Source organism: Micromonospora sp. B006, assembly GCF_003408515.1.
In the GTDB taxonomy this organism is placed as follows: Bacteria; Actinomycetota; Actinomycetes; order Mycobacteriales; family Micromonosporaceae; genus Micromonospora; species Micromonospora echinospora_A.
Window position 1 is genome coordinate 2,589,791 of sequence record NZ_CP030865.1, and the last position, 14,042, is coordinate 2,603,832.

The 14,042-nt window shown below is 75.0% G+C and carries 11 protein-coding genes; 4 read left to right on the forward strand and 7 right to left on the reverse strand.

Annotation, left to right across the window (positions count from 1 at the left end; all coding sequences use genetic code 11):
- Window positions 1-29 precede the first annotated feature (29 nt).
- Window positions 30-773: a helix-turn-helix transcriptional regulator gene (locus MicB006_RS12385; protein WP_116506129.1), complete on the reverse strand. Its 744-nt coding sequence runs from the start codon at window positions 771-773 to the stop codon at window positions 30-32.
- Between the two features lie 125 nt (window positions 774-898).
- Here MicB006_RS12385 and MicB006_RS12390 point away from each other — a divergent pair, with 125 nt between their 5' ends.
- Complete coding sequence (locus tag MicB006_RS12390; RefSeq protein ID WP_116506131.1) at window positions 899-3,094, forward strand: family 43 glycosylhydrolase; 2,196 nt, start codon at window positions 899-901, stop codon at window positions 3,092-3,094.
- A gap of 37 nt (window positions 3,095-3,131) precedes the next feature.
- Here MicB006_RS12390 and MicB006_RS12395 read toward each other — a convergent pair whose 3' ends face one another.
- Genes MicB006_RS12395 through MicB006_RS12405 form a run of 3 tightly spaced genes read right to left on the reverse strand, consistent with a single transcriptional unit; the run spans window position 3,132 to window position 5,457 of the window.
- Entirely contained in the window at window positions 3,132-3,665 is a 534-nt protein-coding gene (locus MicB006_RS12395; protein WP_116506133.1) for a 2'-5' RNA ligase family protein, read from the reverse strand.
- 44 nt (window positions 3,666-3,709) lie between these two features.
- On the reverse strand, window positions 3,710-4,315 hold the full coding sequence (locus MicB006_RS12400) for a response regulator transcription factor (protein WP_116506135.1): 606 nt from the start codon (window positions 4,313-4,315) through the stop codon (window positions 3,710-3,712).
- Window positions 4,312-5,457, reverse strand: coding sequence for a sensor histidine kinase (locus MicB006_RS12405; RefSeq protein ID WP_116506137.1), 1,146 nt, complete (start codon window positions 5,455-5,457; stop codon window positions 4,312-4,314). Before MicB006_RS12405 ends, MicB006_RS12400 begins: the two co-directional genes overlap by 4 nt.
- 131 nt (window positions 5,458-5,588) lie before the next feature.
- On the opposite strand from MicB006_RS12405, the gene MicB006_RS12410 reads away from it, so the two are divergent.
- Window positions 5,589-6,416 carry a hypothetical protein gene (locus MicB006_RS12410; RefSeq protein ID WP_116506139.1) on the forward strand — a complete coding sequence of 276 codons (828 nt, stop codon included), beginning with the start codon at window positions 5,589-5,591 and terminating at the stop codon, window positions 6,414-6,416.
- A gap of 117 nt (window positions 6,417-6,533) precedes the next feature.
- A complete protein-coding gene (locus tag MicB006_RS12415; RefSeq protein WP_116506141.1) occupies window positions 6,534-8,288 on the forward strand; it encodes a DEAD/DEAH box helicase in 1,755 nt (584 codons plus the stop codon).
- Between the two features lie 73 nt (window positions 8,289-8,361).
- Here MicB006_RS12415 and lon read toward each other — a convergent pair whose 3' ends face one another.
- Window positions 8,362-10,698: an endopeptidase La gene (gene lon / locus MicB006_RS12420; RefSeq protein ID WP_116506143.1), complete on the reverse strand. Its 2,337-nt coding sequence runs from the start codon at window positions 10,696-10,698 to the stop codon at window positions 8,362-8,364.
- 245 nt (window positions 10,699-10,943) lie between these two features.
- Between lon and MicB006_RS12425 the strand changes: the two genes are divergently transcribed.
- Window positions 10,944-11,291, forward strand: a complete 348-nt coding sequence (locus MicB006_RS12425) for an Lsr2 family protein (RefSeq protein ID WP_073828647.1) — start codon at window positions 10,944-10,946, stop codon at window positions 11,289-11,291.
- A gap of 223 nt (window positions 11,292-11,514) precedes the next feature.
- Here MicB006_RS12425 and MicB006_RS32000 read toward each other — a convergent pair whose 3' ends face one another.
- Both MicB006_RS32000 and MicB006_RS12435 read right to left on the reverse strand, forming a co-directional pair.
- Window positions 11,515-12,810, reverse strand: a complete 1,296-nt coding sequence (locus MicB006_RS32000) for a hypothetical protein (RefSeq protein WP_192900235.1) — start codon at window positions 12,808-12,810, stop codon at window positions 11,515-11,517.
- A gap of 270 nt (window positions 12,811-13,080) precedes the next feature.
- Window positions 13,081-13,947 (reverse strand): hypothetical protein, encoded by an 867-nt coding sequence (locus MicB006_RS12435; protein WP_116506145.1) that lies wholly within the window; start codon window positions 13,945-13,947, stop codon window positions 13,081-13,083.
- Window positions 13,948-14,042 lie beyond the last annotated feature (95 nt).

Sequence of the window (14,042 nt, forward strand, 5' to 3'; positions counted from 1 at the left end):
CGGTCCCGGCCGAACTATCCGCGCGGCCCTCAGGCGCGCGCCGGGCCGGTGTCCCGGGAGGCGGGCGGGGCCAGCAGCGCCGGGTCGAGCGCGAGCGCCTCGGCCAGCGCGTCCCGCCCGGCCGCGGTGGGCCGCACCGCCCGCCCGGCGCCACGCGTCGTCCAGCCGAGGTCGAAGAAGCGCCCGCACAGGGCCGCCCCGAGCGCCCCGGCCAGGTGCGGGCGCCGCTCGGTCCAGTCCAGGCAGTCGCGTACGAGGGGTCGCCGGGCGGCGCGCAGCGGTTCCACGGGTACGCCCAGGCCGGCCAGCCAGGACACTCCGGCGCCGGTCAGCGCCAGGCCGCCGGAACGGTCGAGCACGCCGCGGGTGAGCAGGGCGTCGTGCAGCAGCACGCCGAGCCGCCCGGCCAGGTGGTCGTAGCAGGTCCGGGCGTACGCCAGGGCGGTGGTGGCCGACGCGGCGCGCAACGTGCGGGGCGGGGTGTCCGGGGCGGGCGCCCGCGCGGCCAGGTCCTCGACGAGCTGGGCGACGGCCGGGCCGGCGAGGCGGACGTAGCGGTGGCGGCCCTGCCGCTGTTCGACCAGCAGGCCGCCCGCCACCAGCCGGGTGAGGTGGTCGCTGGCGGTGGACGCGGTGACCCCGGCGGCGCGGGCCAGCTCACCGGCGGTCCAGGCGCGTCCGTCGAGCAGGGTGAGGCAGAAGCCGGCCCGGGTCGGGTCGGCGAGCAGCGCGGCGAACCCGGCCAGCCCTCGGCCGTCGGCGCGGATGGTCATCCGCCCATGCTGGCACGGCCACGGTTCGGGCCGCGCCGAACGGTGCCGGGGTTCTTTACACACGCCTCTCCAACGTTGTAGAAACGGTGGCACCGCACCTCCGTCTATTCCCGAGGGCAGGCCCGATGGGACACCTCCGCCGCGGTGGCGCGCTCGCCGCCGTACTCACGCTTCTGCTCGCCGGCGCGGCCCCCGCGTCCGCCGCCGGGCCCGACCGCTACCGCAACCCGGTCTCCGCCGGGTTCGCCGACACCTTCGCCGACCCGGTCGTGGTGCGCGGCGACGACGGACTCTGGTACGCCTTCGGCACCTCCGACCCGCTGCGCGAGGGCGAGGGCCGCGCGCACCGGGTGCCGATCGCCCGCTCCGCAGACCTGGTCGACTGGACCTTCGTGGGCGACGCGTTCACCGCCGACCAGCGGCCCGCCTACGCCGCGCCCGGCTCGGCGTTCTGGGCGCCCGACGTGCGGCGCGTCGGCGGGCGCTGGATCATGTACATGACCGTCACCGACACCACCGTCTCCGACGACACGTTCGACACCGCCGTCGGGGTGGCCACCGCGCCGAGCCCGGCCGGTCCGTGGACGTTCGCCGACACGCCGGTGGTCGCGCCGCGGCCGGGCGCGGGCGGCGGTTACCTGTGGACCATCGACCCCAGCCAGCTCACCGGCGCCGACGGACGCCACTGGCTCTACTACGGCAGCTACTACGGCGGCATCTCGGTCACCGAACTGTCCCCGGACGGGCTGCGCGCCGTCGGCACCTCGACGCCGGTCGCCGTCGACAACAAGTTCGAAGGCGCGTACGTGCTGCGCCGCGACGGCTGGTACTACCTGTTCGCGTCCACCGCGAACTGCTGCGCCGGCCCTGCCACCGGCTACTCCGTCCAGGTCGGCCGCTCCCGTGACCCGCGCGGCCCGTTCACCGACCGCGACGGGCAGCGCCTCGACGTCTCCCGGGCCGGCGGCACTCCCGTACTCACCCAGAACGGCAACCGCTGGATCGGCACCGGACACAACGCGGTCCTCACCGACCTGTCCGGCCAGGACTGGATCGCCTACCACGCGATCGACCGCGCCGACCCGTACCTGGACGAGCCGTTCGGCGTCAACGAGCGGCCGATGCTGCTGGACCGCCTCGACTGGATCGACGGATGGCCCGCAGTGAACGCCGGCGCCGGCCCCTCCGACACCGCCCGCCCCGCGCCGGTCACCACCGGCCCGATCGACGCCCGCTTCGCCACCGCCGACCTGCGCGGCTGGCGGGCCGAACACGGCCGCTGGCAGGCCACCGGCGGGGTGCTGACCGGCAGCGGCACGCTCACCGCACGTACCCGGATCGGCCGTGACCTGCGGGTGGAGACCGACCTGCGGCTGACCGGCGAGACCACCGCCGGGCTGCGGCTTCACAGCGTGGACGTCCGCGTCGGGCGCGGCCGGCTCACGGCAGGCGCCGCGACCACCGCGCTGCCCGCCGGCCTCGACCTGCGCGACCGGCACAACCTCGCGATCGAGGTACGCGGACAGCAGCTCGTCGCCACGCTCAGCCCGTCGCGCCTCGGCGACCCGGTGGCCCAGGTGACGGCACGGCTCCCCCGCCCCGCGACGGGCAACCTGTCCGTGCGCGCCGAGGGCGGGCGGGCCGAGTTCGACAACGTCAGCGCCGTCCGGCTGCACCGTCCGGCGCGGCACGCCGTCCCCGGCCCCCGGGTCGGCCCGGTGCTGCGCGGCTACTCCGACGAATTCACCGGCGGGCTCGACCCGGCCTGGCAGTGGGTACGCCAGGACCCGGCCGCCACCGTGTCCGGCGGCTCGCTGCGCTGGCCGGTGCAGAACGCCGACCTTTCCGGCGCCGCCAACAACGCCGGGGTGCTGCTGCGCGACGCGCCGACCGGGAACTACGTCGCCGAGACGAAGGTGACGCTCGACCTGGGCGAGGACAGCGTGCGCAACTACCAGCAGGCGGGCCTTGTCGCGTACGTCGACGACGACCGGTTCGCCCGGCTGACCCAGGTGGCGATCTGGAACACCCGCCAGGTCGAGTACGGCTACGAGCTGCCCTTCGCCGGGCAGCCCGTGTACGGCGGCAGCATCGTCGGCACCCCGGGCACCACCACCTGGCTGCGACTGGCCCACCGGGTCGACCCGGTCACCGGCGAGCACGAGTTCCGGGCCGGGTCCAGCCGGGACGGCAAGCGCTGGACGTGGGGCGCGGTGTGGACGTTCCCGGCCGACACGACGCCGCGCATCGGGCTGGTGGCGCACGGCGGGGCGACGCCGGCGGTGACGGCGGAGTTCGACTACCTGCGCTTCCACCGCTGACGACAGCGGGGCCGTCCCCCGGTGGGGCGGCCCCGGCTCAGCCGCCGGGGCGCGGGCAGGCGGCGGTCAACTCGCTGACCGTGCGGGTGTCGGCGTCGTAGCTGCGCGCCGCCACGAACGCCCCGGCCGGGCGGCCCGCTGCGGCGACAGCCCGGGCCCGGCGCCGGTCCGCCGCGCCGAAGCGCAACGCCAGGCTCAGGTGCGGCACCCACCGCCCGGGCAGGTGCCACGAGTGCCCACCGGACGCCTCGGCGAGCACGTCCCAGACCGCGCCGTGCAACGCGACGAGCTGCGGCGTCGGATGGACCAGCCACACCAGCGGCGCGGTGCCGTCGAGCACCGCCACCCGGTCCAGCCGCACCGGCAGCGGCAGCGCCGCGTCGCAGAGGTCGGCCAGGCGCTGCTCGGCGCCGGGCGGGAACTCCTCGACGGAGGCGAGCGTCAGGTGCGGCCGGTTCGTCGGGTGCGTGTTGCGGGCCAGGCTGGGCAGACCGGCGGCGGCGAGCCGGTCCCACGCGCCCCGTACCGCCGCTTCCAGCTCCGGTGAGCAGAGCAGTTCGACCGTCCGCACGTGATCAGGCTAGTCGCCGGCGCCGCGCCACGACGTCCCGTACGTCAGAGCCAGCCGGCCTCGCGCGCGACCCGTACCGCTTCGACCCGGTTCGCGGCGCCGAGCTTCTGCACGCAGGCGCTCAGATGGTTGCGGACCGTGCCGGCGGCCAGGTGCGTCCGGCGGGCGATCACCGCGACCGGGGTGCCCAGCTCGGCCAGCCGCAGCGTCTCCAGCTCGCGTGGCGTCAACGGGCACTCGGGCAGGGTGAGCGCGTCGGCCGCGAGGGCCGGATCGACGTACCGGGCGCCGGAGTGCACGCGGCGGATCACGTCGGCCAGCGCGCCGCCGGGAGCGCCCTTGGCGAGGAAGCCGCGGACCCCGGCGGCGAGCGCCGGCCGGAGCTGGGCGGGACGGCCGTGTCCGGTGAGGATCACCGGGGCGCAGCCGGGCAGCGCCCGGGTCAGCTCGGCGGCGACCTCGACCCCGCCGGGCGGCGGCATCTCCAGGTCGAGCACGGCGACGTCCGGGCGGTGGGCGAGCGCCGCGTCCAGGGCACTGCGTCCGTCACCCGCGTGCGCCACCACCTCGATGTCCGGCTCCAGGTCGAGCAGCGCGGCGAGCGCGAGCCGGATCAGCTCCTCGTCGTCGGCCAGCAGCACCCGGATCATCGCGTCACCGGCACGGTCGCCACCAGGCTGAACACGCCGTCGGCGGCGTCCGCCCGGACCCGGCCGCCGGCCGGGGCGAGCCGCTCGGCCAGGCCGCGCAGGCCGCCGCTGAGCCGGTCCGGGCCGTCGCCGTCACGCACGCCGTCGTTGCGTACGGTCAGCGTCACCGCCGTGTCCTCCCGGGTGATCTCGATCCGGCACCAGCCGGCCCGGCTGTGCCGCAGCACGTTCGTCCCGGCCTCACGCAGCACGGCGGCCAGGTCGGCGGCGACCGGCCCGGGCACCTCGCCGGACGGCGGGACCACTGTCGTGCGTACTCCGCTGGAGCGCAGCACCTCCCCCACCGCGGCGGCCTGCTCGGCCAGGTCGACCGCGCGGTAGCCGTGCACCGCCGCGCGTACCCGGGTCAGCGCCGTTCCGGCGAGCCGCCGAGCCTCCGCCGCCTCCCGCGCGGCCCGGCCGGCGTCGACCGGCGCCAGCCGTTCGGCCAGCTCGGCCTTCAGCGCGATCACCGTAAGGTCGTGGCCGAGCAGGTCGTGCACGTCCCGGGCGAAGCGCAGCCGTTCCTCGGCGGCGGCGAGCCGGGCCTGGGCGGCCTGCCCCTGCCGTGCCTCGACCAGCAGGTCCCAGAACCAGACCTGGACCCAGGTGAGCGCGGCGATCCCGGCTCCCACCGCGCCGGTGACCAGCAGCGCCGTGGTCACCGGGCCACCGGTCCACCAGGTGACGGCCGCGGACGCCGCGAGCACGCCGGCCGCCGCCACCGCCGCCAGGACGGGCCGGAACAGCAGCGGCGTCATGCCGACCAGTGACGCGCCGAGCCACGCCCAGGTGGGCCAGGACCCGGCCGCGACCGGGCCGAGCAGCGGCAGGCTGAGCAGCGCCGCCACGGTCAGCGCCGCGTGGCGGCGGCGGCGCGCCGGCACGGGCAGCCACGGGGTGACCGCCGCGTGCAGCACCGCGACCTGGGCGACGGTGAAGCCGAGCAGCCCGGCCACGCCGAGCGCGACGCGCGCCGGGTCGGGCTCGCGGGCCAGGCCGACGACGGGCAGCAGCACAGTGGTCCACACGTTCGTGGCGAGCGACAGCAGGGTGACCCGCCGGGCCCGGCGCAGCCGGTGGTCCGCCGGATCGACGCTCATACCCGCTGATCCTAGGGCCCGGCGCCACCCGCTCCCCCGGCCGAATGTCACGGCCGGCCCGTGGGTTCCGCACGGTCCGGCGATGACGAACACGCCTGTCCCCGTGCGCCCGGCGGCGGCAGGGTCGGGGCATGACGGAGATGACTGTGGTCGTACCCCGGCGGTGGGCCGGGTGGGCGCGGACGCGGCACCTGGCCGCGATGGTCGTGGCGATGGTGGCCGGGATGGTCCTGCTCGGGCCGCTGTGGCGGGTGGGCGCGGACGTCCTGGGCGGCGCGGCCGTGCTGGCGCGGCCGGACGTGGGCGCGCTGGTGATGGCGACGAACATGGCGCTGGGCATGGCCGCCTGGATGTGGCACCGGGGGTACGGCTGGGCCGCCACCGGCGAGATGTCGGCAGCCATGTACGTGCCGTTCCTGCTGCTGCTCCCGCCCTGGTGGGCAGGGTGGGCCGGAGACGACACGCTGCTGCTCGGCGGCCACCTGCTGATGGTGCCGGCGATGCTGCTGGTGGCGCTGCGCCACCGGCACACGGCCGCCCCGCCACCGCGCCGGCACCCGGTCGCGGCGGCCCTGGCGCGGGGGTGGCCGGCCGGGCTGGGCCTGCTCATGACGGTGGACATGTGGTTCGCGCCCACCGTCTTCGCGCCGTGGACGCTGCTGGTCCTGCCCGCCGGCTATCTGCTGATCGGCACGTGGCGTCGGCAGTGGGGCGACCGGCGCGCGCTGGCCGTGCAGCTCGCCGGGGCGGCCGTGTGGGGCGGCCTGGCGGTCGTGGCGACGGTGTCGTCCGCCGATGTCGCCGGGGTGCTGGTGGGCGTGGGCTGGTTCGTGCACGCCGGCTGGGACGCCTGGTACCACCGCACCGGCACTGTGGTGCCGCGCGGTTACGCGCTGTGGTGCGCGGTGTTCGACGTCGGGGTGGGCCTCACCACGCTGCTGGCCGTCCTGTCCCGGTGATCCGGCGGGGGCACGGGGCCGCGCCGGATCACCCGGAGGGGACGGCACGGCGTGGCGTGGCGAACGTTTGCCCCGGTCGCCGCGACCGCCGGTGGGCGGTGATGAAAAACTTGCCGGATGAGCGCCGCACCGACCCCGACCGACCCCGCCATTTCCGCCGACGCCGAGGACACCGCCTTCGCGGATCTCGGGCTGCGCACCGAGCTGCTGGGCGCGCTGGCCGCGCTCGGCTACGAGGAACCCACCCCGATCCAGCGGGAGGCGATCCCTCCGCTGCTGGCCGGGCAGGATCTGCTGGGGCAGGCGGCGACCGGTACGGGCAAGACCGCCGCGTTCGCGCTGCCGCTGTTGCAGCGGATGCCGGTGGGGCGCCCGGACGGCGACCCGGTGTCGCTGGTGCTGGTGCCCACCCGGGAGCTGGCCGTGCAGGTCTCCGAGGCGTTCCACCGCTACGGCAAGGACCTCGGTGCCCGGGTGCTGCCGATCTACGGCGGGCAGCCGATCGGCCGGCAGTTGCGCGCGCTCGACCACGGCGTGGACGTGGTGGTGGCGACACCGGGCCGGGCGCTGGACCACATCGCCCGGGGCACGCTGCGGCTGGGCGCGCTGAGCACGGTGGTGCTGGACGAGGCGGACGAGATGCTCGACATGGGCTTCGCCGAGGACATCGAGGCGATCCTGGAGCACGCGCCGGCCGGACGGCAGACCGTGTTGTTCTCGGCCACCATGCCGGCCCGCATCGACGGGCTGGCCCGGCAGCACCTCACCGATCCGGTCCGTATCCAGATCGAGCGGGAGCGGCCGGTCGCCGGGGAGGCGCCCCGGGTGCGGCAGAGCGCGTACATCGTGGCCCGGGGGCACAAGCCGGCCGCGCTGGGCCGGGTGCTGGACGTCGAGTCGCCCACCGCGGCGATCGTGTTCTGCCGCAGCCGTGAGGAGGTCGACCGGCTCACCGAGACGATGAACGGCCGGGGCTACCGGGCCGAGGCGCTGCACGGCGGGATGAGCCAGGAGCAGCGGGACCGGGTGATGGGCCGGCTGCGCGCCGGCACGGCGGACCTGCTGGTCGCCACCGACGTGGCGGCCCGAGGGCTGGACGTCGAGCAGCTCACGCACGTGGTGAACTACGACGTCCCGTCGGCGCCGGAGTCGTACGTGCACCGGATCGGCCGGGTGGGCCGGGCCGGGCGGGAGGGTGTGGCGATCACGCTCGCCGAGCCGCGTGAGCACCGGATGCTCAAGACCATCGAGCGGGTCACCGGCCAGCGGATCGCCATCGACAAGATCCCCACGGTGGCGGACATGCGGACCCGGCGTCTGGAGCTGACCCAGGCCGCGCTGCGGGAGAGCCTGCTGGAGGACGACCTCGACCCGTACCGGGTGATCGTGGAGTCGCTGACCGACGAGTTCGACCTGGTCGAGGTGGCGCTGGCGGCGGTGAAGCTGGCGCACGAGGCGACGTCGCCGGGCTCGGACGACGAGGAGGAGATCCCGCAGGTTCCGGTCCGGGGCCCGCGCGAGGGACGTCCGGAGGCCGGCGGCCGGGGCGAGCGCCGGGGCGGCGCGCGACCGCGTACCGGTGGGACCACCCAGGTCTTCATCGGGCTGGGCCGGCGCGCCGGGGTACGGCCGCAGGACCTGGTGGGTGCGATCACCGGGGAGACCCGGATCAACGGCCGGGACATCGGCTCGATCGAGATCGCCGACCGGTTCTCGCTGGTCGAGGTGCCGCAGGGGGTGGCCGACGAGATCATCGCGGGGCTGCGTGGCACCACCATCAAGGGCCGTAAGGCGACGGTACGCCGGGACCGGGACGGCGACGGGCCGGGCGAGCGCCGCGACCGGGGGTACGAGCGGCGCGACCGCCGCTGAGCGCGACGCGTCCGGCGGGCAGGCACGACGGCGCCCCGGCCACGGTGGGTCTGTGGCCGGGGCGCGTCGGTCGTCAGGCGGCGGCGAGCGCCGGACCGTCCAGCGCCTGCGTGTCGATCTCGGCCGGGCGCAGCGCCAGCGCGAGCACGTCCGCCACGTCGGACAGCGTGTGCACGGTCAGCGCCTCCCGCACCTCGGCCGGCAGGTCGTCCAGGTCCGGCTCGTTGCGCTTCGGGATGATCACCTCGGTGAGGCCGGCCCGGTGCGCGGCGAGCAGCTTCTGCTTCACCCCGCCGATCGGCAGCACCCGGCCGGAGAGTGTCACCTCGCCGGTCATCCCGAACTCGGGCCGCACCGGCCGCCCGGTCACCAGGGACGCCAGCGCGGTGACCATGGTGATACCGGCGCTCGGCCCGTCCTTGGGCACCGCGCCCGCCGGGACGTGCAGGTGGATCCGCCGCCCGGCCAGCGCGTTCGGGTCCAGCCCGTAGCGCCGTCCGTTCGACCGCAGGTACGACCACGCGATGTGCGCGGACTCCTTCATCACGTCGCCGAGCTGACCGGTGAGCGTCAGCCCCGGCTCACCCTCCATGGTGGTGGCCTCGATGAACAGCACGTCGCCACCGGCGCCGGTGACGGCCAGCCCGGTCGCCACGCCGGGCACGGCGGTGCGTTCGGCCGACTCCGGTGTGAACTTCGGCCGGCCCAGGTAGCGGGCCAGGTTGCCGGCGTCGACGTGCACCGCCGCCGGGTCGCCGGCCAGCGCGACGGCGACCTTGCGCAGGATCTTGGCCAGGGCCCGTTCGAGCTGCCGGACGCCGGCCTCCCGGGTGTACTCGCCCGCGATCAGCGCCAGCGCCTCGTCGGCGATCGTGACCTCCCCGGTGGTCAGCCCGGCCCGTTCCCGCTGCCGGGGCAGCAGGTGGTCGCGGGCGATTGCCACCTTCTCGTCCTCGGTGTAGCCGTCCAGCGCGACCAGCTCCATCCGGTCCAGCAGCGGGCCGGGGATCGCCTCGACCACGTTGGCGGTGGCCAGGAACAGCACGTCGGACAGGTCGAGGTCGACCTCCAGGTAGTGGTCGCGGAACGTGTGGTTCTGCGCCGGGTCGAGCACCTCCAGCAGGGCCGCCGCCGGGTCGCCGGAGTACCCGGCGGCCAGCTTGTCGACCTCGTCGAGCAGCACGACCGGGTTCATCGAGCCGGCCTCACGCAGCGCCCGCACGATCCGGCCGGGCAGCGCGCCGACGTAGGTGCGCCGGTGGCCGCGGATCTCCGCCTCGTCCCGGACACCGCCGAGGGAGACGCGGACGAAGTTGCGGCCCAGCGCCCGGGCGACCGACTCGCCGAGGCTGGTCTTGCCCACTCCGGGCGGGCCGGCCAGGGCGAGCACCGCGCCGGAGCCGCGTCCGCCGACCACGCCGAGGTTGCGCTCCGCGCGCCGGTTGCGCACCGCGAGGTACTCCAGGATGCGGTCCTTCACGTCGGCCAGGCCGGCGTGGTCGGCGTCGAGCACCGCACGCGCCGCGGCCAGGTCGGTGTTGTCAGCGGTACGCGTGTTCCACGGCATCTCCAGCACGGTGTCCAGCCAGGTACGGATCCAGCCCGCCTCGGGTGAGGCGTCGCTGGCCCGCTCCAGCTTGCCGACCTCGCGCATCGCCGCCTCGCGCACCTTCTCCGGCAGGTCGGCGGACTCCACCCGGGAGCGGTAGTCGGCGGACCCGTCCGGCTCGTCCTCGCCGAGTTCCTTGCGGATCGCGGCGAGCTGCTGGCGGAGCAGGAACTCGCGCTGGGACTTCTCCAGCCCCTCGCGTACGTCGCTGTTGATCTGCTCGGTGACCTCCTGCTCGGCCAGGTGCTCCTTCACCCAGCCGACCAGCAGCTCCAGCCGGGCGGTGACGTCCGGCGCGGCGAGCAGCTCGGTCTTCTGCGCCAGGCTGAGCCAGGGCGCGTAGCCGGCCGAGTCGGCCAGCTCGGACAGGTCCGTCATCCGCTCCATCGCGTCGATCACCTGCCAGGCGCCACGCTGCTGGAGCACTGACGTCATGAGCGCGCGGTACTCGCGGGCGAGTTCCCGGGCGCGGCCCGCCGGTGCGGGCTCGTCGAGGGTCGCCGCCTCGACCCAGAGGGCGGCGCCGGGCCCGGGCACGCCGGAGCCGATGCGGGCGCGGGTGAGGCCGCGGATCACCGCGGCCGGCTCGCCGCTGGGCAGCCGGCCCACCTTCTCGATGGTCGCGACCACGCCGACGGAGCCGTACTCGCCGTCGAGGCGGGGCACGGCCAGGAGTTCCTTGTCTCCGGTGGCGCGGGCCGCGTCGACAGCGGCCTGGGTGGTGGGGTCGAGGGTCACCGGGATGACCATCCCGGGCAGCAGGACGGCGTCGGTCAAGGGAAGTACCGGAAGAGTTGCCATCGAACACCTGCCATCACGTCGGTTGAGCGTGTTTGGCTCAAGTAACAAAACGTGCCCCTTGTTCCGGGTTGTGATCCACGCCACTGCGGCCACTGCCCCCGGCCCCGTTCGGGCACCGGCCCTCTATTGGCCGCGACGGTTACCGGCACGACCCGCCGAATGCAAAGAGGCGGGTATTGTTGCGAAATTACCGCCAGGTAAGTCAGACTCTTAGCACACCCCGCCCGACACAGGGAGTAATGGCGATGGCAAGGAAAGTAATCACCGTTCTGACCGACGACCTCGACGGCGGAAAGGCCGATCGGACCGTCGAGTTCAGCCTGGACGGCGTGGCGTACACGATCGACGTGTCCGACGAGAACGCGGGCGTTCTGCGCAAGGCACTGGACCCGTACATCAGCGCTGGCAGGCGGATCGGCCGCGGCGCGACCGAGGTCGCGCGCACCACCCGGCGCACGGGCCGGCCGAGCACCTCGGGAATGGACCGCGAGCAGAACCGCGCCATCCGCGAATGGGCGGCCAAGAACGGGCACGAGATTTCCGAGCGCGGGCGCATCCCGGTGTCGGTCGTCGAGGCGTACAAGAACCGCTGAGCGCTAAACACTCACCGTCGGGCGTCCCGGGGTCACGCTGAGAAATCGGAGCGGGCCGCCCGGCCTTTTGTGTCGTCGATGACTTTCATCGGGCTGGATTCCGGCGGCACGAAATTTCTTCCCGGATCCAATCCCACGCTTCCCTGCCGGACCCGCCGTGCGGACATGCGACGGCCGCGGCCACCCGGAAGGTTCCCCGGGCGACCGCGGCCGTCGCACTCTCTCAGTTGACCCGGATGCGCACCACGTCGATGGCGGGAGTCTGGTTCGCCCGCTCCATCATCGGGATGCGGTGCGAACCGTCACCGGCCCAGACCGCGCACTGCGCCACACCCGACTGCGCCAGGCCCGGGATCTGGATCAGCACGTCGTCCGGCTGGTTGCCGCCGCGGCCGTCCTCGGTGGCGACGAAGAACGCCGGCACGTCCTGCGGGTTCGGGGGCTGCCGGGTGCTGCCGAGCATCCGGCAGGCGGTGTGGAAGTGGCCGCGCACCAGGCCCTCGCCGTTGAGCAGCGAGCTCTCCAGGTAGTAGCCGCCCTGCCCGGCCGCCAGGAAGCGGTCCCGCACCAGGTTCTTGGTGGTCACCCGGAGCGTGAACGGCTGATTGCGCCGCACCTGGTTCGGGAACTGCGTGATCAGCAGCGACGGGTTGTTCGCCGCGGCGCCCACCTCACCGAACGCGGTGCTGACGCACCGGTTGCCGTTCTGGAAACCGTCGTGCCCCTGCAGTTGGCTGCCGGAGCAGTCCTTGGCGAGCACGTTCAGCCCGTTGCCACCGCCGTTGTTCTGACCGCCGCCGTTGTTGTTCCCGCCACCGTTGTTCCCGCCGGTCGGACTGCCGGTCGGACCGCCGGTCTGGCCGCCGTTGTTGCCCCCGTTCTGACCACCGCCGTTCTGGCCGCCGCCGTTGCGCGGGACGTCGGTCAACGCGCATCGGGCGAACTGGTCCAGGCCCTGCGGACGCTGGGCGAACCGGCCGATGGCCGTGGCGATCCGGTTGAGCGCCGCGGTCCGCTTGTCCGCCAGCGGGCCCAGGATCGCGTTGTCGATGAACTCGCCGCCGTTGCGGCCCTCCGCCGCGAGCCGCCGGTTCGCCTCGGCGATCTGCGACGTCAGCGCCGCCAGTTCGCGGTCCACCTCGGCACGGGCCCGGCCGGGCACCTGCGGCAGCCGGCCCCGGACGTCCGGGCAGGCCACGGTCGGGGCGCCGGCGCCGCCCGCGGTCGTCTGCTGGCACTCGGCCGGCGACATCTGGCCGTCGCCCCAGTGGTTGCGGACCCAGCGGCCGTTCTGCCAGGTACGGGTGGTGCTGCCCTGGCCGTCCGGGGCGGTCGCCCCCGGGCTGGCGGGCACACAGGACGCCGAGGCGGCACGGGTGGTCGTCCGCCGGTCCTGGGCGGACGAGATCTGGGTGACGGCGACGATGCCGCCGAAGACCGCGAGCGTGCCGACCACTGCCAGCACCCGCTTGCTCCGCGCGTTACCGGATGACCGGCGCGCCCGTGTGGACCTGCGCATCGAATTGCTCTCCTTCTCGATCCGGTAGTTGACTGGTGATCCCGGCGGACCGATGAATTCGGGGTGTGAGATCACTGCGACGCTCGGGTCGCGCGTCGATGGCCGACGATGCCCTTTCCGCACCGTCTCCGCGCCGTCCGGGCGCGGCGGGGAAATCTGCGTCCATTCGCGATGAGGTACGGAGCGCCGTCGGCGAAGGTTCAACCGGAGATCGAAAAAAATCGGGACGTGCCGGCGGGGCCACCGACCGCCCGGTGGAGAAGAAGGCCGTCAGTCGGCGCAGAGGTGGTCGAAGGCGAAGCCGCCGTCGAAGGAGTCCCGCCGGGCCGCGAGCGCGCGCACACGCCGGCGAAGCTCCTCCCGGTCCACCAGGGACGACGCGACCGCGTCGAGATCGCGCAGCCGCTCCCCCAGCGCCAGCGCGGCCAGGTCCTCGGCGAGCCGGCCCGGGTCCACGCCGCAGGAGAACCCCCGCGACGTCAGCCGGACCCGCTCCAGCAGGCAGCGGCCGGGGCGCACCTCGACCCAGCCCCAGCCTTCCGCCGGGCCGTCGGTCCAGCGCACGTGCAGCCCGCGCACGATCGGGTCGGCGAGCCGGCCGGCGACGTACGCCTCGACCGCCTCGACCCGCGCGAGCGCCCCGAGGTCGTTCACCGGTCCACGCCGGCCGTCCGGCAGCCGGCCGACGATGTCGCGGAAGCCGACCGCGTCCCCGGCGTCCGGGTCGGTGCCCTCGGCGTAGGCCCGCGCGTCGAGCACGTACTCCGCGAAGCGGCGGACCTGATCGGCGCCGCCGAGCGTCGGCGACTCGATCCGCAGCAGCGGCAGGCCGACGGCGGCGGACACCGCGTCGGTCAGCCGTTCCTCCCGGCGGGCGGGCGACCCGTCGGGCGCGGGCGCGGTGAACCGCACCGCGAAGCGTGGCAGGCCGGTGTCGGCGGCGCTGACCACCAGGTCCAGCGGCGCCCGTCCGGCCGTGCTCCACTGGTTGCCGGTGACCCCCGGCGGGCGGCCCTGCACCAGCTCGCCGAGCCGCCGGCCCGCGTACCCGACGTGCCCGCAGCGGGTCAGGCACGGCGTCGTGCCGGACGGGATCGGCCGCAGCCAGGAGGCCGTCACGCTGCCGGTGCTCGTCATCTCGCCCCGCTCCCCGTCGTCCGGTCGACGCCCGAGTGTAGGGCGTCGGGGGACCGCCTCGGCGGTGCGGTGGAGCACGCCGGGGCCCGCCGGCC

Excerpts from the sequence above, each read along its gene's own strand:
- MicB006_RS12385 (WP_116506129.1), bottom strand. The coding sequence starts at position 773 with ATGACCATCCGCGCCGACGGCCGAGGGCTGGCCGGGTTCGCCGCGCTG.
- MicB006_RS12390 (WP_116506131.1), top strand. The coding sequence starts at position 899 with ATGGGACACCTCCGCCGCGGTGGCGCGCTCGCCGCCGTACTCACGCTT.
- MicB006_RS12400 (WP_116506135.1), bottom strand. The coding sequence starts at position 4,315 with ATGATCCGGGTGCTGCTGGCCGACGACGAGGAGCTGATCCGGCTCGCG.
- MicB006_RS12405 (WP_116506137.1), bottom strand. The coding sequence starts at position 5,457 with ATGAGCGTCGATCCGGCGGACCACCGGCTGCGCCGGGCCCGGCGGGTC.
- MicB006_RS12410 (WP_116506139.1), top strand. The coding sequence starts at position 5,589 with ATGACGGAGATGACTGTGGTCGTACCCCGGCGGTGGGCCGGGTGGGCG.
- MicB006_RS12415 (WP_116506141.1), top strand. The coding sequence starts at position 6,534 with ATGAGCGCCGCACCGACCCCGACCGACCCCGCCATTTCCGCCGACGCC.
- lon (WP_116506143.1), bottom strand. The coding sequence starts at position 10,698 with ATGGCAACTCTTCCGGTACTTCCCTTGACCGACGCCGTCCTGCTGCCC.
- MicB006_RS12425 (WP_073828647.1), top strand. The coding sequence starts at position 10,944 with ATGGCAAGGAAAGTAATCACCGTTCTGACCGACGACCTCGACGGCGGA.
- MicB006_RS32000 (WP_192900235.1), bottom strand. The coding sequence starts at position 12,810 with ATGCGCAGGTCCACACGGGCGCGCCGGTCATCCGGTAACGCGCGGAGC.
- MicB006_RS12435 (WP_116506145.1), bottom strand. The coding sequence starts at position 13,947 with ATGACGAGCACCGGCAGCGTGACGGCCTCCTGGCTGCGGCCGATCCCG.